The 18,825-nt window shown below is 62.7% G+C and carries 21 protein-coding genes; 4 read left to right on the top strand and 17 right to left on the bottom strand.

The features are described from left to right. Positions 1-76: 76 nt before the first annotated feature. From FJ423_RS09810 to FJ423_RS09780, 7 genes are all read right to left on the bottom strand, one after another. Positions 77-1,489 carry a pyridoxal-dependent decarboxylase gene (locus FJ423_RS09810; RefSeq protein WP_140841213.1) on the bottom strand — a complete coding sequence of 471 codons (1,413 nt, stop codon included), beginning with the start codon at positions 1,487-1,489 and terminating at the stop codon, positions 77-79. Between the two features lie 59 nt (positions 1,490-1,548). Beyond that, positions 1,549-2,280, bottom strand: a complete 732-nt coding sequence (locus FJ423_RS09805) for a peptidase (RefSeq protein ID WP_140841211.1) — start codon at positions 2,278-2,280, stop codon at positions 1,549-1,551. Between the two features lie 32 nt (positions 2,281-2,312). Next, on the bottom strand, positions 2,313-3,107 hold the full coding sequence (locus tag FJ423_RS09800) for a transglutaminase family protein (protein WP_140841209.1): 795 nt from the start codon (positions 3,105-3,107) through the stop codon (positions 2,313-2,315). 20 nt (positions 3,108-3,127) lie between these two features. Next, positions 3,128-4,069, bottom strand: a complete 942-nt coding sequence (locus FJ423_RS09795) for an alpha-E domain-containing protein (protein ID WP_095765309.1) — start codon at positions 4,067-4,069, stop codon at positions 3,128-3,130. 63 nt (positions 4,070-4,132) lie between these two features. Then, on the bottom strand, positions 4,133-4,525 hold the full coding sequence (locus FJ423_RS09790) for a four helix bundle protein (RefSeq protein WP_281408958.1): 393 nt from the start codon (positions 4,523-4,525) through the stop codon (positions 4,133-4,135). A 20-nt stretch (positions 4,526-4,545) separates the two neighbouring features. Continuing rightward, complete coding sequence (locus FJ423_RS09785) at positions 4,546-5,958, bottom strand: circularly permuted type 2 ATP-grasp protein (RefSeq protein ID WP_181174768.1); 1,413 nt, start codon at positions 5,956-5,958, stop codon at positions 4,546-4,548. A gap of 169 nt (positions 5,959-6,127) precedes the next feature. Next, the gene (locus tag FJ423_RS09780) at positions 6,128-6,364 is read right to left on the bottom strand and encodes an Lrp/AsnC family transcriptional regulator (RefSeq protein WP_040995065.1); all 237 of its coding nucleotides are present in this window, start codon (positions 6,362-6,364) and stop codon (positions 6,128-6,130) included. A gap of 214 nt (positions 6,365-6,578) precedes the next feature. Between FJ423_RS09780 and FJ423_RS09775 the strand changes: the two genes are divergently transcribed. Continuing rightward, positions 6,579-6,998 (top strand): DUF4864 domain-containing protein, encoded by a 420-nt coding sequence (locus FJ423_RS09775; protein ID WP_140841205.1) that lies wholly within the window; start codon positions 6,579-6,581, stop codon positions 6,996-6,998. Between the two features lie 19 nt (positions 6,999-7,017). Here the strand turns inward: FJ423_RS09775 and FJ423_RS09770 are convergent, their stop codons facing one another. The 8 genes from FJ423_RS09770 to coaD form a co-directional block, all read right to left on the bottom strand. Then, positions 7,018-8,475: a hypothetical protein gene (locus tag FJ423_RS09770; protein WP_140841203.1), complete on the bottom strand. Its 1,458-nt coding sequence runs from the start codon at positions 8,473-8,475 to the stop codon at positions 7,018-7,020. 91 nt (positions 8,476-8,566) lie between these two features. Then, positions 8,567-9,697 (bottom strand): tRNA guanosine(34) transglycosylase Tgt, encoded by a 1,131-nt coding sequence (tgt, locus tag FJ423_RS09765; RefSeq protein WP_140841201.1) that lies wholly within the window; start codon positions 9,695-9,697, stop codon positions 8,567-8,569. Continuing rightward, entirely contained in the window at positions 9,690-9,959 is a 270-nt protein-coding gene (locus tag FJ423_RS09760; protein ID WP_140841199.1) for a hypothetical protein, read from the bottom strand. The genes tgt and FJ423_RS09760 overlap by 8 nt, the downstream gene beginning before the upstream one ends. Further along, positions 9,949-11,037, bottom strand: a complete 1,089-nt coding sequence (gene queA, locus FJ423_RS09755; RefSeq protein ID WP_140841197.1) for a tRNA preQ1(34) S-adenosylmethionine ribosyltransferase-isomerase QueA — start codon at positions 11,035-11,037, stop codon at positions 9,949-9,951. The genes FJ423_RS09760 and queA overlap by 11 nt, the downstream gene beginning before the upstream one ends. Before the next feature lie 90 nt (positions 11,038-11,127). Continuing rightward, positions 11,128-11,577: a DMT family transporter gene (locus FJ423_RS09750; RefSeq protein WP_095765301.1), complete on the bottom strand. Its 450-nt coding sequence runs from the start codon at positions 11,575-11,577 to the stop codon at positions 11,128-11,130. Positions 11,578-11,587: 10 nt separating this feature from the next. Then, on the bottom strand, positions 11,588-12,100 hold the full coding sequence (locus FJ423_RS09745; RefSeq protein ID WP_095765300.1) for a peptidylprolyl isomerase: 513 nt from the start codon (positions 12,098-12,100) through the stop codon (positions 11,588-11,590). 29 nt (positions 12,101-12,129) lie between these two features. Continuing rightward, positions 12,130-12,627, bottom strand: coding sequence for a peptidylprolyl isomerase (locus FJ423_RS09740; protein WP_245340386.1), 498 nt, complete (start codon positions 12,625-12,627; stop codon positions 12,130-12,132). A gap of 111 nt (positions 12,628-12,738) precedes the next feature. Then, positions 12,739-13,239, bottom strand: coding sequence for a pantetheine-phosphate adenylyltransferase (gene coaD / locus FJ423_RS09735; RefSeq protein ID WP_140696281.1), 501 nt, complete (start codon positions 13,237-13,239; stop codon positions 12,739-12,741). Positions 13,240-13,430: 191 nt separating this feature from the next. Here coaD and FJ423_RS09730 point away from each other — a divergent pair, with 191 nt between their 5' ends. Next, positions 13,431-13,583 carry a hypothetical protein gene (locus tag FJ423_RS09730; RefSeq protein ID WP_095765297.1) on the top strand — a complete coding sequence of 51 codons (153 nt, stop codon included), beginning with the start codon at positions 13,431-13,433 and terminating at the stop codon, positions 13,581-13,583. A 41-nt stretch (positions 13,584-13,624) separates the two neighbouring features. Here the strand turns inward: FJ423_RS09730 and gyrA are convergent, their stop codons facing one another. Together gyrA and FJ423_RS09720 are read right to left on the bottom strand one after the other, a co-directional pair. After that, positions 13,625-16,411, bottom strand: a complete 2,787-nt coding sequence (gyrA, locus tag FJ423_RS09725; RefSeq protein WP_140841193.1) for a DNA gyrase subunit A — start codon at positions 16,409-16,411, stop codon at positions 13,625-13,627. Positions 16,412-16,574: 163 nt separating this feature from the next. Continuing rightward, on the bottom strand, positions 16,575-17,405 hold the full coding sequence (locus tag FJ423_RS09720; RefSeq protein ID WP_140841191.1) for an AraC family transcriptional regulator: 831 nt from the start codon (positions 17,403-17,405) through the stop codon (positions 16,575-16,577). 85 nt (positions 17,406-17,490) lie between these two features. Between FJ423_RS09720 and FJ423_RS09715 the strand changes: the two genes are divergently transcribed. Together FJ423_RS09715 and FJ423_RS09710 are read left to right on the top strand one after the other, a co-directional pair. Further along, complete coding sequence (locus FJ423_RS09715; protein WP_140841189.1) at positions 17,491-18,024, top strand: hypothetical protein; 534 nt, start codon at positions 17,491-17,493, stop codon at positions 18,022-18,024. 150 nt (positions 18,025-18,174) lie between these two features. Beyond that, positions 18,175-18,804, top strand: coding sequence for a MarC family protein (locus tag FJ423_RS09710; protein ID WP_140546758.1), 630 nt, complete (start codon positions 18,175-18,177; stop codon positions 18,802-18,804). Positions 18,805-18,825: the final 21 nt, after the last annotated feature.

Raw genomic sequence — 18,825 nt, 5'->3', positions numbered from 1 at the left:
GAAGAAAAGGTATAAGCCGGCTAACGAAAATCACCTGATTGAAAAAGGCAAACCAGTGTGGAACAGGTCTGCTGCCTCAGGATACGCGCCGCGCAATCTCGGTTATGACGTCGAACGCCGCATCGACATCTGCCGCCGTCGACTCGAACTGCCCCGCCTGAAAGCGGATCGCCACGCGCCCATCGACCCGCGTTTGAGTCAGGTAAATGCGGCCGTCGGTGTTGATGGCGTCGACGAGGCGGAGGTTGTGCTCGTCAGGGTCGGCGCCTGCCACCGTGCGGTGCCGGAACGAGAACAGCGAAAGCATTGGCTCGCTGACGAGCTCGAAATCCTCTTCCCCGGCAAGGCGCGCGGCAAGCCCTGCGCTCCAGGCGACATGGTTGCGGATCATGGTGCGCAGGCTCTCGAGGCCATGGGCGCGCAGCAGGAACCAAAGTTTCAGGGCGCGGAAGCGGCGGCCGAGCGGCACCGACCATTCCGAATAGTTGATGATGCCGTCACGACCCAGCGTCTTCAGAAACTCCGGCCTGATGGCCAGCGTGCGCACCAGATCTTCCGGCTGGCGCACGAACTGGATCGAGCAATCGAACTGCGCGCCGAGCCACTTGTGCGGATTGAAGACAATGGAATCGGCGCCTTCGACGCCGGCCCAGAAATGCCGGTATTCCGGGCAGATCATCGCCGACCCTGCCCAGGCGGCGTCGACATGGAGGTAAAGCCCGTGCCGCTGAGCGACCGCGGCCACCGCCGCGATGTCGTCCGTGCCGCCGGTGCTGGTGCCGCCGACGCAGGCGATGATGCCGGCTGGCAGCAGGCCGGCCTTGCGATCGGCAACGATCGCGGCCTCGAGCGCGTGCGTATCCATGGCGCGAAAACGTCCGGCGACCGGGATGCGGACAAGGTTGTCCTCGCCGATGCCGGAGACCCAGATGGCTCGGTCGATCGAGGTATGGACCTGGTCGGAGGAATAGACGCGTAGCTTCGCCTGCCCGGCCAGCCCCTTTTTGTTGCCCTGCCAGTCAAGCGCCCGCTCGCGCATGGTGAGCACCGCCGCAAGCGTCGCCGAGGAAGCCGAATCCTGGATGACGCCGGAAAAGCCCTCGGGCAGGCCGAGCGCCTGGCGCATCCAGTCGACGATGCGCGTCTCGAGTTCGGTCGCCGCCGGCGAGGTCTGCCACAGCATGCATTGCGCGGCCATCGCCGAGACCAGATATTCGGCCACCACCGAAACCGGCGCTGCATTGGCGGGAAAATAGGCGAAGAAGCGCGGATGCTGCCAATGCGTCATGCCCGGCACGATCTTTTCTTCGAAGTCGGCGAAGATCCTGACCATCGGCTCCGGCATTTCGGGCGGCGACGCCTCGATGCTTCTGAAAATCTCGCCCGGCGCGATCGCCGGCCGCACCGGACGGTCGCGCAGGTTGGCGCGATAGTCGGCGCCCCAGTCGGCGGCGCGCCTCGACCAATCGCGGAATTCGTCTCTGTCCATATTTTCCCTCCCCAGCGGCCGTCGAAGATAGCGGCCGGTCGAACCGCTTTCGCAAAGCCCTATCCCGGAAAGTCCGGCAGATTTGAAAAAGCGATTTTCAGCGCGTTGGACCAGCCGTCCGATATGGTGCGGTAGTAAGGGTCATCATGGCCGATCCGTCGGTTCAGCCCCACCCCGAGCGCATCCTGTTCCAGGAACAGCAGATCGAGCGGCAGCCCGACCGAGAGGTTGGATTTCAGCGTCGAGTCGAACGACACCAGAAGCAGCTTCACCGTTTCGGCCAGGCTCATTGCCCGATCATAGGCACGGATGATGATCGGCTTGCCGTATTTCGTCTCGCCGATCTGGAAGAAAGGCGTGTCGTCGGTCGACTCGATGAAGTTGCCTTCCGGATAGATCATGAACAGTCTGGGCGGGCTGCCCTTGATCTGGCCGCCGAGGATGAAGGAGGCATTGAAGTAGGAATCCGCCTTGTCGCCATTCGGCGAGGCATGCTCTATCACTTCCTTCACCGTATCGCCGACCAGCCGCACCGTCTGATACATGGAGGGAGTTTCGAGTAGCTTCGGATGACGGTCGCTGACCGCCTTGTTACGCTCGTCGAGCAGGCTGACAACGGCCTGCGTCGTGGCAAGGTTGCCCGCCGACATCAGCACGATGACGCGCTCGCCGGGCTGTTCCCACACATGCATCTTCTTGAAGGTCGAGATCGAATCCATGCCGGCATTGGTGCGCGTGTCCGACATGAACACGAGCCCGCTATCGATCTTGAGGCCGACGCAATAGGTCATGATTGCTCTTCTGCTAGCGATTCCGGCGCAGATTACTGCTCTACCGTGACGGTGACGGCAAGCTTCTCTTGCGCCTGTCCGAGCAGTATTCCCGACACCGGCGAGGCATCGCGATAGTCGCGCCCCGTCGCCACCCGCACATAGCGTTCGTCGGGAGAGATACCGTTCGCCGGGTCGAAGGCAACCCATCCGAGTCCCACGACATAGGCCTCGGCCCAGGCATGGCTTGCCGCCTGCTCGACGGCCGCATCCATCATCAGGTAGCCGCTGACATAGCGTGCGGGAAAGCCGAGGGCGACGGCGGCGGCGATGAAGATGTGGCTGTGGTCCTGGCAGACACCGGACTTCAACGCGAGCGCCTCCTCCGCCGGCGTCACAACGCTGGTCGTGCCCGGCCTGTAGGCGACGCGTTCGCCGATAGCGCCCATCAGTCGGTGCAGTCGCTCGATCTCGGTGCCCTGGCCCAGCGTGCCGGCCAGTTCACGTATGCCCTCGCCGGCGGCGGTGAGCTGCGTCTGCTGTCCGAACAGCCAGAGCGGCGCAAAGCCCTGATGCGGACCCGTCACGCCCGCCCTGTCATGCGTGGTCACGTCTCCGGCTGCCTCGACGGTGATCGAATTCTGGCCGCTCTCGGCGCTCACCAGCCGCGTCTCGTTGCCGAAATGATCGGTGAAGCGCACCTCCTCGCGCGCGCCTTCGACCTTGACCGCCCAGGAGCCGACGGTCTGCGTGCGCCCGCTGGAAGGCCAAAGGCGCAGCCGCTGCAGCAGATACTGCACCGGCTGATCGTAGCGGTACTCGGTACGATGGGTGATCTTGAGCCGCATAACGCTCGCCTCGGCTGTGCTCAATAGAACCGGTAGTCCTGGGCGATCTCGTCGCCCAGCCTGGTGTTGTCGCGAATGAACTCGGCCAGAAACTCGTGCAGGCCATGATCGAATATGTCCTTGATCGAACCCCTCTTGAGCAGCGCCTGGATCTTCTCGGCCGTGCCATGGCAGGCATGGCGTTCACCGTAATCGTCGGCGAGGAATTTCAAATGCTCGCCGAGGAAGCGGTAGCAGAAAGTCAGCGAGCGCGGCATGCGCACGTTGAGGATCAGATAGTCGGCGATATTCGTCGGCTTGTAGTCGGCTTCATAAACCCAGCGATAGGAACGGTGCGCCGACACCGAGCGCAGGATCGATTCCCACTGGTAGTTGTCGAGCGTCGAGCCGACCCAGGACAGCGACGGCAGCAGCACATAGTATTTCACGTCGAGGATGCGCGCCGTGTTGTCGGCGCGTTCGACATAGGTGCCGAGCTGCGAGAAATCGAAAATCTCGTTGCGCAGCATGGTGCCGTAGAATGAACCGCGGATCAGCGCCGTCTCGCGCTTGATTGCATCGAGCACCGTCGGCAGGTCGCGTTCGTCGATCGGCCTTGCCAGCATGCGCTTCAGCGACATCCAGGCTTCGTTGATGCTTTCCCAGGTCTCGCGGGTCAGCGCCGTGCGCACCATGCGGGCATTGTTGCGCGCCGTCTCGATCGACGACATCGTGCTCGACGGGTTCGAGGTGTCGCGTAGCAGGAAGTCCGAGACGTTGGCGGCTGTATAGTCCTGGTACTTCTGGCTGAAGGCGATGTCCGAGCCGGCGCTGAGCAGGACCGAGTTCCATTCCTCCGAAGCGCTCTGCGTGCGCGTCAGCGCCATGCGCAATCCCGCATCGACCAGGCGCGCCATGTTTTCGGCCCGCTCGATATAGCGGTTCATCCAATAGAGACCGTTTGCGGTGCGGCCCAAAAGCATATCAGCTTGCTCCGGTATCGAGCGAATAGCGAATAGCGAGTAGCGAATAGGGAGAAAAAGACTTCATGACTTTTGCTGCAGGCTCCGGATCATCGAACGTAGCATCTTTCCTATTTCGTCAGTTTGGCCAAGCAAGCTGGCGACCTTCGCTTCGACCATCAGCCCAACCTCTCCGCACAGGATGAGATGTGTCTCCAACTCTTTCAGAGAGCCCTGCGCTACCCGAAGAAATTGAATGAAAGCTCCCGTATTTTCTCTTCCGTGACCTTCCGCAACATTCGCTGCGATGGAAGCCGCCGAGCGTCTTATCTGAGAGGTCATTCCGTACGCTTCGCTGTTTGGAAAAGCTTTCGTGGCCGAATAGCAATCCACGGCCAACCTCAAAGCCGCCTTCCAAACAATCAGATCTCTGTAGGAATTGAATGCCGTCGTATCCCCCTTTTCCCTACTCGCTATTCGCTACTCTCTATTCGCTCTTAATCATCCAGCACCCACGTATCCTTCGTCCCGCCCCCCTGTGAGGAATTGACCACCAAGGACCCCTCCTTGAGCGCGACGCGCGTCAAGCCGCCGGGCACGATCTGGATACGATCCGAAACCAGCACGTACGGCCGAAGATCGACATGGCGCGGCGACAGGCCCTTTTCGGTCAGGATCGGGCAGGTCGACAGCGCCAGCGTCGGCTGGGCGATATAGTTCGAGGGCTTCGCCTGCAGCTTCTTGGCGAACGCCTCACATTCCTTCTTGGTCGCCGCCGGGCCGACCAGCATGCCGTAGCCGCCAGAGCCGTGCACTTCCTTGATCACGAGCTCGTGGATGTGCTCGAGCACATATTTGAGGCTGTCCGGTTCCGAGCAGCGCCAGGTGGGGATGTTGCCGAGGATCGCCTTGCGGCCGGTGTAGAACTCGACGATCTCCGGCATGTAGGAATAGATCGCCTTGTCGTCGGCGATGCCGGTTCCCGGCGCGTTGGCGATGGTGATGTTGCCTGCGCGATAGACATCCATGATGCCGGGCACGCCGAGCGCGGAATCCGGCCGGAAGGTCAGCGGATCGAGGAAGTTGTCGTCGACGCGCCGGTAGAGCACGTCGATCTGCTTGTAGCCTTCGGTCGTGCGCATCGCCACATGGCCGTCGACGACACGCAGGTCCTGCCCTTCGACGAGTTGCACGCCCATCTGGTCGGCAAGGAACGCATGCTCGAAATAGGCCGAATTGTACGAACCCGGCGTCAGCACCGCGATGGTCGGCGCGCCCTTGCTGCTTTGCGGCCGCACCGCGGCCAGCGACTGGCGCAGGAGTTGCGGGTAGTTCTCGACCGGCCGCACCTTGATCTTCTGGAACAGCTCCGGAAAGAGCTGCATCATCGTCTCGCGGTTCTCTAGCATGTAGGAGACGCCCGACGGCGTGCGGGCATTGTCCTCCAGCACGTAGAACTCGTTCTCCGAGATGCGGACGATATCGACGCCGATAATGTGGGTGTAGACGCCGGCCGGCGGCCTGATCCCGATCATCTCGGGCAGGAAGGCCTCATTCCTGGCGATCAGATCCTTGGGTACCCGCCCGGCGCGCAGGATCTCCTGGCGATGATAGATGTCGTCGAGAAAGGCGTTCAGCGCCTGCACGCGCTGCTCGATGCCTTGCGTCAGCCGGCGCCATTCCTGGCCGGAGAGGATGCGCGGGACGATGTCGAAAGGGATCAGCCGCTCGGAAGCTTCCTGCTCGCCATAGACGGCAAAGGTAATGCCGGTCTTGCGGAAGACGCGCTCGGCGTCCTGCATTTTCTGGGTAAGCCTGGCTGGGTCCTGCTCCTTCAGCCAGCGATCGTAAGCCTCATAAGGTCTTCTCAATCCGGAAACTTCCGGAAGCATTTCGTCGAACGCTGCCAATCGCGTACTCCCCTCTGAGACCATTTCACTGGCCTCGCCGGAGAAAATCAAGCGCAATCGGTGATTTAGGAAGCCGCGACGGCCACTCTATGCAAATTGCCTAAAATCAAGGCACGGACAGCAAGGCTGGGTCAGCTCCTGCTTCCCGGCGGGGCACAGACAGGCCCGGTCAGAACGCCCGGAAGGTCACGATCGTGAAGGTGTCCTTGATTCCAGGCAGAATCTGCACCCGCTCGTTGACGAAATGGCCGACGTCTTCCTCGTCGTCGATATAGAATTTGGCAAGCAGGTCGTAATTGCCCGCGGTCGAGTAGATCTCGGAGGCGATCTCGGCATCGGCGAGCGCGCTGGCGACCTCATAGGACTTGCCCAGGTCGCACTTGATCTGCACGAAAAATGCCTTCATTGCCCGGTCCTACCAGCCTGCTTCATGAATAAGCGGCCCTTGTGGCAGACTGCTGCCCGGCTTTCAAGCTTCCCGCGCCGCGCACCTCGAAGAGTACCTGATCCCGCTTCCCGACGCTGAAATGGTGAAATCTTCGCATCCCGGTGAAACCACGCCATGGCGCGATGCGTATGTTAGATTGCATTCGCCAACGCGAATTCCGGGGAGGCAGGCCATGCGCCGCGCTTTGTTCGCACTTGCTCTTGTTCCGATGTTGATAGCCTCGCTTGCTTTTGCCGGCGAGGCCGAGATCAAGGCCGCGCAGACGGTCATCGACAGCCAGTTGAAGGCCTTCGTCGCCGATGACGGCGCCACCGCCTACAGCTTCGCCGCGCCGAACGTGAAGCAGATCTTTCCGACCGTCGACACCTTCATGAACATGGTGACGAATGGCTACGCGCCGGTGCGCAAGCCCCGGTCCTATTTCTTCGGCAAGGTCGAGCAGACCGGACCCGGCTCGATCATCCAGCAGGTGCTGATCGTCGGGCCCGACGGCAAGGATTATGAGGCGGTCTACACGCTGCAGCAACAAGCGGACGGCAGCTTCAAGATCACCGGCTGCAGCCTGCGCGCCTCGACTTCGGTCAGTACCTGAGCCCGACCGGCATGACCGCTCAATCTCGGCGGCTATACAGTGTCCAGCCCAGACCGGAGAGGCCCCAGAAGGTCGAGGCTCCGGCTCGTTCGTAGGCAAGCGCGCAATCGAAATCCACGCGCTCCGGCTGTTTTTGGGTATCGCCTTCGAGAATCAGCCAGTCCGCGCGCCCGGCGCAAATCTTGTCCTGGGTGACGAGCGATGCCTGGCGGCCAATGCGCGCGGCGAAATAATCGACCACCATGCCGGTGCGGAAATCGGCGTTGGTGGCATATGTGGCGGCGCCGCTCTTTGTCATCTCGTCCACCATCTCGGAATAGGAACCGCGCCCATGCTCATAGAAATGGGCCAGCAACGCCGCGTTGCCGCCCGCCACAAGAACGAGCATCCCGGCGGCAAAAAGCCTTCTCTTACCGCCGGCGTCGAAGCCGCGTCCGATCAAGTCTCCGGCCCAAAGCAGCAACAAGGTTCCGCTGACAATGAAATAGCGCGGGAATTCAACATTCGGCAGATGCGCCGCCGCCATCAGGGCGGGCAGCCCGACGATGCCGATGGCATAAAGGCTGGCCCGGCGATCGCGCGAGACGCCTGCATGTGCCAAGACCAGGATGCAGGTCACCGCGACGCACGTCCAGTCGCCGATCCAGTCCGGTAGACCGAAAAGATAGCGGATCATTCCGCCATAGCCGGCGGCGAATTTCTCGAGCGAGAAAGAGGAAAAACCGCCGATATTGAAGCTAAACAATCGCCCGCCTACAAGCATTGCCGCGGCAAGCGGAAGCACGGCAAGGAAAGCAGGCAGAAAGGCCTGGACGACCTCCTTGTTGACGACAATCAGACTGCGGCTGCCTCGCCAGCTCAGCCACGCCGTCCAGGCCGTTAGCACCACCACCGTTTCGACCATTGTCAGGTGGGAAAGGAAGCCAAGCAGAATTGCGGCAGCAAGAGCGACGCCGTACGCGCCCCGCTTGTCGAACCAGCGCTCCAGAAGAGCCACCGCAACGAGCGTGAACAGCGCCAGGCCGGCATAGCCACGCGCCTCCGAGCCGTAGTGAACCATCGGATAGCTCAACGCAAACAGCAGCGCCGACCCAATCATTGCCCAACGTCCGCGCGATATCGCCGCGGCTGCAATGACGGTGCATCCGCTGAGCGTTATCGACAAGCCGCGCTGGACCAGCGGCGCGGCATCGGGCCCGACGACATACTGGTATATTGAGTTGAGAAAGTGGTTGTTGTCGTGGTTCACACGCCAGAATATCTGGTCGATCGACGTCAGCGGCTTCAGCAACGTGATGCTCCAGATCTCGTCGTGCCAGAGATCCCCGCGCGCGCCGAGCAGGCGCAAGATAAGGCCGACAAGCACGACCCCTGAAATTACAAGTAATAGACTGTAACTCCATTGCTGGGTCGCCGCAGAACCTGGCCGGTAAACATCAGCGCTTGCTGCTTTATGGTCGACGATCGACGCATCCATCTTTACCAAAGTCGTGCCGCCCCTTGCCTCGATATGGCAAGGCATACTTACTCTTGATCTGATTTATGAAAGGTTTTCCGACGCTTCCTGATCAAAGGACCGGGATATCGCCCCGTGCCCAGCCTTCGGTAATCTCGGCGGCGCGCGCTTCGAAAGCCTGCGCCTCGATGGCTGTTCGGACGTCCTGCATCAGCCTGTGATAATAGGACAGGTTGTTCCAGGTGAGCAGCATGGCGCCGAGCGCTTCCTGCGAGCGCACCAGGTGATGCAGGTAGGCGCGCGAATAATCGCGCGCGGCGGGGCAGTCGCTTTCCTCGTCGAGTGGGCGCGGATCGTCGGCATGGCGGGCGTTCCTGAGATTGACCTTGCCGCGGCGCGTGTAGGCAAGGCCATGGCGGCCGGCGCGGGTCGGCATCACGCAGTCGAACATGTCGATGCCGCGCGCCACCGATTTCAGGATATCGTCCGGCGTGCCGACGCCCATCAGGTAGCGCGGTCTGTCGGCCGGCAGCTCCGGGCAGGTGATGTCGAGCATCTCCAGCATCACCGACTGCGGCTCGCCGACCGCCAGCCCACCGACCGCATAGCCTTTCAGATCCATCGCTTTCAGCGCCTGGGCCGAACGCACGCGCAAGGCCGGGTTGTCGCCGCCCTGGACGATGCCGAACATCGCCTTGCCCGGCTGGTCGCCAAACGCCGCCTTGCAGCGCTCTGCCCAGCGCAGCGACAATTCCATGGCGCGCTCGATCTCCTCGGGCTTGGCCGGCAGCGCCGTGCATTCGTCGAGCTGCATCTGGATGTCGGAATCGAGCAGTCCCTGGATTTCGATCGATCGCTCCGGTGACATCTCGTAGGGCGCGCCGTCGATATGCGAGCGGAAGGTGACGCCCTGTTCGGTCAACTTCCTGAGCTTCGACAGCGACATGACCTGAAAGCCGCCGCTGTCGGTCAGGATCGGATGCGGCCAGCGCGCGAACTCGTGCAGGCCGCCGAGTCTGGCCACGCGCTCGGCGCCTGGTCGCAGCATCAGATGGTAGGTGTTGCCGAGGATGATGTCGGCGCCGACCCCGCGCACCTGGTCCATATACATGGTCTTGACGGTGCCGCCGGTGCCGACCGGCATGAAGGCCGGCGTGCGGATCTCGCCGCGCGGCATCGAGACCAGGCCGCGCCGCGCCTTGCCATCGGTGGCAAGCACCTGAAATGAAAAAGTCTCAGCCATTGAATTCCTTGTCGTGCTCCGGCGCGCCGGGTGCCTGCTCGTCGAGCGACTGCCGGTAGCGGATGCAGCCGCGCATGAATTTCGGCCATGGCGGCACGGCAATCGCCGGGTCGGTCCTTTCCGGCAAAAGCTCCCAGAGGTCAGGATGATGCCAGCACAGATCATGCCCGGTCGCGTCGCGATGCGCGCGAATGCCGGCGCGCAGTTTCTTCACCTGCGCGATCAGCGTATCGCGGTCCATGCTGTCGAGGTCATCGTCCATTGCTCGTCTCCGCACGAAAAAGCAGGCTTGCGTCTCCATAGGAGTAGAACCTGTAGCGGTTCGCGATGGCATGCGCATAGGCCGAGCGCATCGTCTCCAGCCCGCTGAAGGCCGAGACCAGCATGAACAGCGTCGAGCGCGGCAGATGGAAATTGGTCATCAGCATGTCGGCCGTACGGAAGCGATAGCCGGGCGTGATGAAGATGTCGGTGGGTCCGGACCAAGGCTCTATCCTGCCGTCGTCGCGCGCCGCGCTCTCCAAGAGCCGCAGCGATGTCGTGCCGACGCAGATGATCCGCCCTCCCCGCGCCTTGGCCGCGTTGAGTGCCGCCGCCGTCTCCGGGCTTACCGAGCCGGTCTCGGCATGCATCTTGTGGTCGGTCGTATCGTCGGCCTTCACCGGTAAAAAAGTGCCGGCGCCGACATGCAGCGTGACGAAGCGGCGCTCGATGCCCTTGGCGTCGAGCGCCGCGAACAGCTCCGGGGTGAAATGCAGGCCGGCGGTAGGCGCGGCGACCGCGCCTTCCTCGCGCGCATAGATCGTCTGATAATCGGCGCGGTCGCGCTCGTCGTCCTCGCGCTTCGACGCAATGTAGGGCGGCAGCGGGATATGCCCGACGGCATGCAGCGCCTCGTCGAGAAAGGCGCCCGACAGATCGAAGCCGAGCAGCGCTTCGCCGCCCTCGCCTTTTTCAAGCACCGTGGCGTCGAGCCGGCCCAGAAAGCAGGAATTGCCGTCGTGGCCGAAATGGATGCGGTCGCCGGCGGCGATGCGCTTGCCCGGCCGCATGAAGGCCAGCCAGCGGTCGGGACCGGTGCGCATGTGCAGCGTCGCCTCGACCTGCGCCGCCGCTTCGCCGCGCAGCCTGATGCCCTTCAATTGCGCCGGGATGACCTTGGTGTCGTTGAACACCAGCACGTCGCCGGCCTTGAGCAGCGCCGGCAGGTCCCGGACCGTCCGGTCCTCGAAACCGGTGTCCGGCCTCACCACCAGCAGCCGAGCGCTGTCGCGCGGCTCGGCCGGCCTGAGCGCGATGCGGTCTTCGGGAAGATCGAAATCGAAGAGGTCCACTTTCATGCCTGCGGCAATAACCCGATCGCCGCGCTCTCGCCACCGTCTTGTTGCCGCGCCTTGCGAGCAATTGCCGTCGAACGAAACAGCCGACGCTCAGGTCAGCCGCACCAGCAGCGCTCCGGCCAAGAGCAGCACAGCGCCGGCGACGCGGCCAAGCGAGATTTCGCGCACCGCCACGCCAAGGAAGCCGGCGCGGTCGATCAGCATGCCGGCGATCAGCTGGCCGGCGACGAGGAAGGCCATCAGCGCCGCAGCGCCGATGCGTGGCGTGAGGATCGTCGACAGCGTCACATAGAAGCCACCGAGCATGCCGCCGGCGACGAACAGCCAGGGCGCCGGCGCCTTCCAGTCGAGCGAGATGCCCTGCAGCTTCACCACCGAGATCGAGATGATGCCGAGCACGATGGCACCGGACAGGAAGGAAAAGGCGGCGGCCGCGACCGGAAGGCCGAGGCCCTTAGCCAATTGCGAATTGATCGGCGCCTGGATGGCGATGAAGGCGCCGGACAGGATGCCGAGCAGGGACCAGACAGCGCCCATCATCGTTCCGCCTTTACTTGACGTCTGCCGCGACTTTCAGCGACACGATCTTGTCGGGATCCTGCACCGGCTCGCCGCGCTTGATCTTGTCGACATTCTCCATGCCTTCGATGACCTGGCCCCAAACCGTGTACTGGCGGTTGAGGAAGGCCGCGTCGTCGAAGCAGATGAAGAACTGCGAGTTCGCCGAGTTCGGGTTCTGGGCCCTAGCCATCGAGCAGGCGCCGCGGCCGTGATTGGCGTTGGAGAACTCGGCCTTGAGGTCTGGCTTGTCGGAGCCGCCCATGCCCGCGCGCGACGGCGCATAGGTGGGCTTGCTCGAATTGCCGAACTTGACGTCGCCGGTCTGCGCCATGAAGCCGTCGATGACGCGATGGAACACCACGCCGTCATAGGCCCCTTCACGCGCCAGTTCCTTGATGCGGGCGACGTGCCCGGGCGCCAATTCAGGGTACATTTCGATGACGACCGGGCCCTTGGTCGTTTCCATGATGAGCGCGTTCTCGCGGTCCTTGATCTCAGCCATGTCGGAAATTCCTTTGAAAATTGAGGGGGTTACTTGCTGTCGGCGGCGATGCGAACCTTGATCATGCGGTCGGGGTCGGTGACCGTGCCGTTGTCGGCCTCGTCGCCCTTCTTGATCTTGTCGACGATATCCATGCCGCCGACCACCTTGCCGACGATGGTGTACTGGCCGTCGAGGTTCGGCGCCGGCGCGAACATGATGAAGAATTGCGAGTTGGCCGAGTTCGGGTCCTGCGAACGGGCCATGCCGACCACGCCGCGCGCGAACTGCTCGCTCTGCGAAAACTCGGCCGGCAGGTCGGGAAGATCGGAGCCGCCGGTGCCGACGGCTTCGGGGTTGAACCCCTTCTTCATGTTGCCGAATTTGACGTCGCCCGTCTGCGCCATGAAGCCGTCGATGACGCGGTGGAAGGCGACGTTGTCGTAGGCGCCGTCGCGCACCAGCTTCTTGATCTGCGCGACATGCTTGGGCGCCAGATCGGGACGCAACGCGATGGTCACGTCGCCGTCCTTGAGCGTGATGATCATTGTGTTTTCCTTGTCGGCGGCGACGGCCTGCAAGGACGCCGCGAAAAGGCCGGCAACCACGACAAGGAACGAAGCGAGCTTCTTCAGCTGCATGGGTATCTCCGGGAAAACCTATTTGGTGAACTTGGCGGCGAGCGCGCCGGCAACGGCCGCAGGCACGAACGGGCGGATATCGCCGCCCATCGACGCAATCTGGCGCACAAGTGTGGCGGTAATGGTGCGCACCGAAGGGCTGGCGGGCAGAAAAACCGTCTGCAATTCCGGCGCCATCGTCTCGTTCATGCCGGCCATCTGCATTTCGTAATCGAGGTCGGTGCCGTCGCGCAGCCCCCGGATCATGATCGAGGCGCCGTGCTTGCGGGCCGCGTCGATGACCAGCCCGTCGAAGGACACGACCTTGATACGATCGCTGTCGCGACCGAATTCGGCCTTGGTTGCGGCCTCGATCAACTCAACGCGTTCCTCGAAGGAAAACAACGGCTTCTTGCCCGGATGAATGCCGATCGCCGCGTAGACGGTGTCGGCCACCGCCAGCGACGCTTTCAGCACATCGAGATGGCCATTGGTCAGCGGGTCGAAAGAGCCGGCGTAAAGGGCGGTGCGTTCCGTCATGGCAGGCTTCTAGCGAGCCTCTCGGACAAAGGCAAATCTCATTAATTGCATTGCCGTGAACCTTTTCGCACCGATGAACGACAGATGAATGCGGCAATCACGAACATTTCACGCAGCGTTCACTAGGTTGCCGCTTCAAGAGGTGAAACCAAATCCCCACCTCATCGTTGTACGCCCAGGAGAACACGCAAATGCTGATCTACATGCTTGCCACTGCAATGACCATTGTGATGCTGATCGCGACTGCATTCGGGTTGCATCAGGAAGCAGCGCGGGTGCGCGTCAAGGCCAATACCAAGCGGCTCGATGGTTTCGCCCATCGCAACGTCTACCGTCGCCACTGATCATGATCGCACCGGCCCAGAGAGGCCGGTGAAGCTTGAACCTATTCGCCTTCGCCCATGCCCTCGGTGCCGGTCTCGCTTGAAGCCACGTCTTCGGCCTCTTCGTCCGACTGCGGCTCCGAAATCCGCTCCACCGATACAACCTTCTCGCCTTCGGCCGTGTTGAAGATCGTCACGCCCTTAGTGGCCCGGCTGGCGAAGCGTATGCCGTTGACCGGCACGCGGATGACCGTGCCGCCGTCCGAAACCAGCATGATCTGATCGTCATTGCCGACCGGGAACGTCGCGACCAGCCGGCCGATCTCGGCTACCTTCGACACATCGGTGGCGCGGATACCTTTGCCGCCGCGGCCCGTCAGCCGGAAATCGTAGGACGACGAGCGCTTGCCGTAGCCATATTCGGTCACCGTGAGCACAAGCTTCTCATGCGCCTTGAGGAACTCGTAGCGCTCCTCGGAAAGCTCGGCTTCCTCGCCGATTTCCTCATTGGTGAGCGCGATCTCCTCCTCCTCGCCGGCTCCGCCGGCGGCAAGCCTGCGCTCCGCCGCGGCGCGCTTCAGATAGGCCGCGCGCTCTGCGGGCGACGCATCGACGTTCTCGATGATGGACATCGAGATGATGCGGTCGGTCTCGGCCATGGTTATGCCGCGCACGCCGACGGAATTGCGGCTCTGGAACACACGCACATCGGAGACCCGGAAACGGATGCACTGGCCGGAATTCGCTGTCAGAAGCACATCGTCATTGTCGGTGCAGGTCTCGACGCCGAGGATCTCGTCGCCCTCTTCCTCCAGCTTCATGGCGATCTTGCCATTGCGGTTGACCTGGACGAAGTCGGACAGCTTGTTGCGGCGCACGGTGCCACGCGTGGTCGCGAACATCACATCGAGCTCGCCCCAGCTGGTTTCGTCCTCCGGCAGCGGCATGATCGTCGTGATGCGCTCGCCCTGCTCGAGCGGCAGCATGTTGATCAGCGCCTTGCCGCGCGATTGCGGGTTACCGATCGGCAGCCGCCAGACCTTTTCCTTGTAGACGATGCCGCGCGATGAGAAGAACAGCACCGGCGTGTGCGTGTTGGCGACGAACAGGCGGGTGACGAAATCCTCTTCCTTGGTCGACATGCCGGAGCGGCCTTTGCCGCCACGGCGCTGCGCCCGGTAGAGTGAAAGCGGCACGCGCTTGATGTAGCCGGAATGGCTGACGGTGACGACCATGTCCTCGCGCTGGATCAGGTCCTCGTCTTCCATATCCGAACCGCCGTCGGTCAGCTCGGTGCGGCGCGGTGTGCCGAACTCGTCGCGGACCGCGACCAGCTCGTGCTTGACGATCTGCTGGATACGCGCGCGCGATGACAAAATATCAAGGAAATCGACGATTTCAGCGCCGATCTGGTTCAATTCGTCGGCGATCTCGTCGCGGCCGAGCGCGGTCAGGCGCTGCAGGCGCAGGTCAAGAATGGCGCGCGCCTGTTCCTCGGACAGATTATAGGTGCCGTCCTCGTTGATGCGATGGCGCGGATCGTCGATCAGCTGGATCAGCGGAGCGACGTCGTGTGACGGCCAGCGCCGCTCCATCAACTGCTCGCGCGCCGTCTGCGGATCCGGCGCGGTGCGGATCAGCTTGATCACCTCGTCGATATTAGCGACCGCAATCGCCAGCCCGACCAACACATGCGCCCGCTCGCGCGCCTTGCGCAGCAGATATTTCGTGCGACGGCTGACGACTTCCTCGCGGAAGCCGACAAAGGCCTTCAGCATGTCGATCAGCGTCAGCACTTCCGGCTTGCCGCCGTTGAGCGCCACCATATTGGCGCCGAACGAGGTTTGCAGCGGCGTGAAACGGTAGAGCTGGTTGAGGACAACGTCGGCTACGGCGTCGCGCTTCAACTCCACGACGACGCGGTAGCCCTGGCGATCGCTCTCGTCGCGGATGTCGGAAATGCCCTCGATGCGCTTGTCGCGCACCAGCTCGGCCATCTTCTCGATCATCGAGGCCTTGTTCACCTGATAGGGAATCTCGGTGACGACGATGGATTCGCGGTCATTGCCGCGCTGCTCGATCTCGACGCGGCCGCGCATGACGATCGAGCCGCGGCCCGTCGAATAGGCATTGTAGATGCCCGAACGGCCAAGCACGATGCCGCCGGTCGGGAAATCCGGACCGGGCACGATCTCCATCAGCGCCGTCAGGTCGATCGCCGGATTGTCGATGAGAGCGATGGCGCCGTTGCAGACCTCGACGAGATTGTGCGGTGGGATGTTGGTGGCCATGCCGACTGCGATACCGCCGGAGCCATTGACCAGAAGGTTCGGGAAACGGGCCGGCAGTACCTTGGGCTCGCTGCCGGACGCATCATAAGTATCCTGAAAATCGACGGTTTCCTTGTCGATGTCCTCCAAGAGCTCATGCGCGACCTTGGTGAGCCTAGACTCGGTGTAGCGCATCGCCGCCGGCGGATCGCCGTCGATCGAGCCGAAATTGCCCTGACCGTCGATCAGCGGCACGCGTAGCGACCAGTCCTGCGCCATGCGCACCAGCGCGTCATAGATCGAGGCATCGCCATGCGGATGGTATTTACCCATCACGTCGGCGACCGGGCGGGCCGATTTCACATATTTGCGGTTCCAGTGGTAGCCGCTCTCATGCGAGGCATAGAGGATGCGGCGATGCACCGGCTTCAGGCCGTCGCGCACGTCGGGCAGCGCACGGCTGACGATCACGCTCATGGCGTAATCGAGATAGGAGCGCTGCATCTCCTCGATGATCGAAATCGGCTCGATGCCGGTGGGGCCGCCGTCCGGCCCGCGCGGTGTCTTCTGGTCGGTCAAATCAGGTCACAATCCAGTCGGGAATCACTCACCGCTTATATAGGAAGCCTCGCCGAAACTCCAATGTCGGCCGGACTTTTCCAGAGACAATTTTGATGGCAATTTCAAATGGATATCGCTGATTGCGACGATATGGCCAAGGTCGATTTCGCTTCAGCCGGCGTTAGCGCCCTCTGGTCCGTCTTGCGCGATACGCGCCGGGAGCTTGTCCCATCTCGCGCCGGAACCGGCGGTTGAAGGTCGACAGATCGTTAAAGCCGGCATCGAAGGCGATCGTCGAGATCGCCGCGCCCGAGCTGCGCAGACGCACCGCGGCGCGGTGCAGCCTCGTCCTCAGCAGGAATTGATAGGGCGTCATGCCGGCAACCTGCCGGAACGTGCGCAGGAAGTGAAACGGGCTTGTCGCCACGCCGGCGGCGAGCTTGCTAAGCGACAATGGTCGATCCGCGTTGAGCTCGATCAGCCGCACCGCCTCGGCAACGCGCTTCTGGTCGCGGCGGCTGGGCGTCCGGCCAGCTGTGGAAGTGCCGGCCGCAGCCGTGGCGACCGCCCCGGCCATGCGCAGGCCGAGTTCCTCGAATGCGTCGCCGTCGCCCGCTTCCCGTGCCGCCTCCGCCTCGGCCAGCAGAGGCGCCAGCGCCGGCAAGGGCGGCAGGCGTGGATGGGTAAAGCCGAGCCGTTTCACATCCGGCAGGTCGGCCAGGACGCGCTCCAGATAGGCCGGCGAAAAATGGAAGGAGAGGCAGCGGTCGCCGGCGCCGTGCTCATGCCCGCATTCATAGCAGGCGCCGGGATTGCCGAGCAGGATGGCGCCCGGCGCCAGCATCGCCGTCCCCTGGCGCGTGCGGTAGCGGAACGCGCCCCTGGTTACGGCGGCGACGCAAAAGCTGCAATGCTCTTCCTCGAATGGCTTGTCGCCGGCGATGGCCGTGCACACCACGTCGGACACCTGCCAGCCATGTCCGGAAGCCAGAGTTTTCTGCGCGGTCGTCATGGCTGAAAGATAGCAATTTTTCCCAAGCGCAGAACCCTGCCATACCGCTATTGCTGGCCCTCTCCTGACAAACGAGGCAGCAACAATGACCGATCCTTTTGCCGAGGCCCTGCACAGCGACGGCCCAAAACCGGACCTTGCCGAAAAGCTGAAACTCTATGGCCGCTTCATCGGCGCATGGACGTTCGATGCCACACGCATTCTCGAGGATGGCACAAGGCTCACGGGTCGCGGCGAAGTGCATTTCGGCTGGGTTCTCGAAGGCCGCGCCGTGCAGGACGTCTGGATCTTGCCCGCGCGGAACACCGGGGCCCAGACTTCGCTCGGAGCATGGACCTTCTACGGCACCACATTGCGTGTCTACGATCCGGGCGCCGACGCCTGGCACATCTTCTGGAGCGATCCACGGAACCAGTATTACAGCCGCCAACTCGGCCACGCCGAGGACGGCACGATCGTCCAGGTCGGTACCGACGGCACCGGCGCGTCTGTGCGCTGGAGCTTTTCACGCATTACCGAAAACTCGTTTCGCTGGCTCGGCGAGCGCTCGCATGATGGCGGCGCGACCTGGCGCATGGAGGTCGAGTTTCTGGCTCGTCGCCTAAATGAACCTCAATAGCGATTGAAAAGCCGCAAGGAATTGAACGTAGCGATCCTTCGCGCCTGCTTTCGCAGCTTCGCACACCATTTCCTTCCCGCTTTCCAGCGCCACGGCTTTGCTCTACCAATTGCAAAACCTGGGCTTCGCCCCGGCGGGAGGGGACCAGCGATGCCGAGTTTCGACAGCCTGTTCAACGCGTTCGTCACCATCCTGGTGACCATCGACCCGCCGGGACTGGCGCCGCTGTTCCTTGCTGTGACGCGCGGCATGAACCGTGACGAGCGCCAGCAGGTTTCGGTCCGCGCCTCGGTGATCGGTTTCCTGGTCATGGCGTTGTTTGCGATTGCCGGCGCCTCAATCCTGTCGGTGTTCGGCATAACGCTGCCGGCCTTCCGCGTCGCCGGCGGCTTCCTCTTGTTCTTCATCGCCTTCGAAATGGTGTTCGAGCGCCGCCAGGACCGTAAGGAGAAGATCGGCGACGTCGCCATCACCAAGGACATGATTCACAACATAGCCGCCTTCCCGCTGGCAATCCCGCTGATCGCCGGTCCGGGCGCCATCTCGGCAACCGTGCTGCTGTCGGGCTCCTTCCAGGGTTTTGGCGCACAGGCGGCGCTGGTCGGCATCATAGCGATCTGCCTGGTGATCACCTTTCTGGTTTTCGTGCTGTCCGAGCGCATCGACCGCATCCTCGGCCAGACCGGCCGCTCGATCCTGACCCGTCTGCTCGGCGTCATCCTCGCGGCGCTTGCCGTTCAGTTTGTGGCGGACGGCATCAAGGCGCTGATGGCCGCTTGAACAAGTATCCTACTGCCTACT

The sequence above is a fragment of the Mesorhizobium sp. B2-8-9 genome, assembly GCF_006439475.1.
Classification (GTDB): Bacteria; Pseudomonadota; Alphaproteobacteria; order Rhizobiales; family Rhizobiaceae; genus Mesorhizobium.
Note: the sequence above shows the minus strand (reverse complement) of the source record. Positions and strands in the feature narration are given on the sequence as shown.

What these genes read in the sequence shown, in the direction of transcription:
- FJ423_RS09780 (WP_040995065.1), bottom strand. Translation starts at nt 6,364, where the DNA reads ATGAAGGCATTTTTCGTGCAGATCAAGTGCGACCTGGGCAAGTCCTAT.
- FJ423_RS09710 (WP_140546758.1), top strand. Translation starts at nt 18,175, where the DNA reads ATGCCGAGTTTCGACAGCCTGTTCAACGCGTTCGTCACCATCCTGGTG.
- FJ423_RS09750 (WP_095765301.1), bottom strand. Translation starts at nt 11,577, where the DNA reads ATGATGGGCGCTGTCTGGTCCCTGCTCGGCATCCTGTCCGGCGCCTTC.
- FJ423_RS09745 (WP_095765300.1), bottom strand. Translation starts at nt 12,100, where the DNA reads ATGGCTGAGATCAAGGACCGCGAGAACGCGCTCATCATGGAAACGACC.
- FJ423_RS09760 (WP_140841199.1), bottom strand. Translation starts at nt 9,959, where the DNA reads ATGGACGATGACCTCGACAGCATGGACCGCGATACGCTGATCGCGCAG.
- FJ423_RS09795 (WP_095765309.1), bottom strand. Translation starts at nt 4,069, where the DNA reads ATGCTTTTGGGCCGCACCGCAAACGGTCTCTATTGGATGAACCGCTAT.
- FJ423_RS09805 (WP_140841211.1), bottom strand. Translation starts at nt 2,280, where the DNA reads ATGACCTATTGCGTCGGCCTCAAGATCGATAGCGGGCTCGTGTTCATG.
- FJ423_RS09715 (WP_140841189.1), top strand. Translation starts at nt 17,491, where the DNA reads ATGACCGATCCTTTTGCCGAGGCCCTGCACAGCGACGGCCCAAAACCG.
- coaD (WP_140696281.1), bottom strand. Translation starts at nt 13,239, where the DNA reads ATGACGGAACGCACCGCCCTTTACGCCGGCTCTTTCGACCCGCTGACC.
- FJ423_RS09740 (WP_245340386.1), bottom strand. Translation starts at nt 12,627, where the DNA reads ATGATCATCACGCTCAAGGACGGCGACGTGACCATCGCGTTGCGTCCC.
- FJ423_RS09775 (WP_140841205.1), top strand. Translation starts at nt 6,579, where the DNA reads ATGCGCCGCGCTTTGTTCGCACTTGCTCTTGTTCCGATGTTGATAGCC.
- FJ423_RS09770 (WP_140841203.1), bottom strand. Translation starts at nt 8,475, where the DNA reads ATGGATGCGTCGATCGTCGACCATAAAGCAGCAAGCGCTGATGTTTAC.
- FJ423_RS09810 (WP_140841213.1), bottom strand. Translation starts at nt 1,489, where the DNA reads ATGGACAGAGACGAATTCCGCGATTGGTCGAGGCGCGCCGCCGACTGG.
- tgt (WP_140841201.1), bottom strand. Translation starts at nt 9,697, where the DNA reads ATGGCTGAGACTTTTTCATTTCAGGTGCTTGCCACCGATGGCAAGGCG.
- queA (WP_140841197.1), bottom strand. Translation starts at nt 11,037, where the DNA reads ATGAAAGTGGACCTCTTCGATTTCGATCTTCCCGAAGACCGCATCGCG.
- FJ423_RS09720 (WP_140841191.1), bottom strand. Translation starts at nt 17,405, where the DNA reads ATGACGACCGCGCAGAAAACTCTGGCTTCCGGACATGGCTGGCAGGTG.
- FJ423_RS09800 (WP_140841209.1), bottom strand. Translation starts at nt 3,107, where the DNA reads ATGCGGCTCAAGATCACCCATCGTACCGAGTACCGCTACGATCAGCCG.
- FJ423_RS09730 (WP_095765297.1), top strand. Translation starts at nt 13,431, where the DNA reads ATGCTGATCTACATGCTTGCCACTGCAATGACCATTGTGATGCTGATC.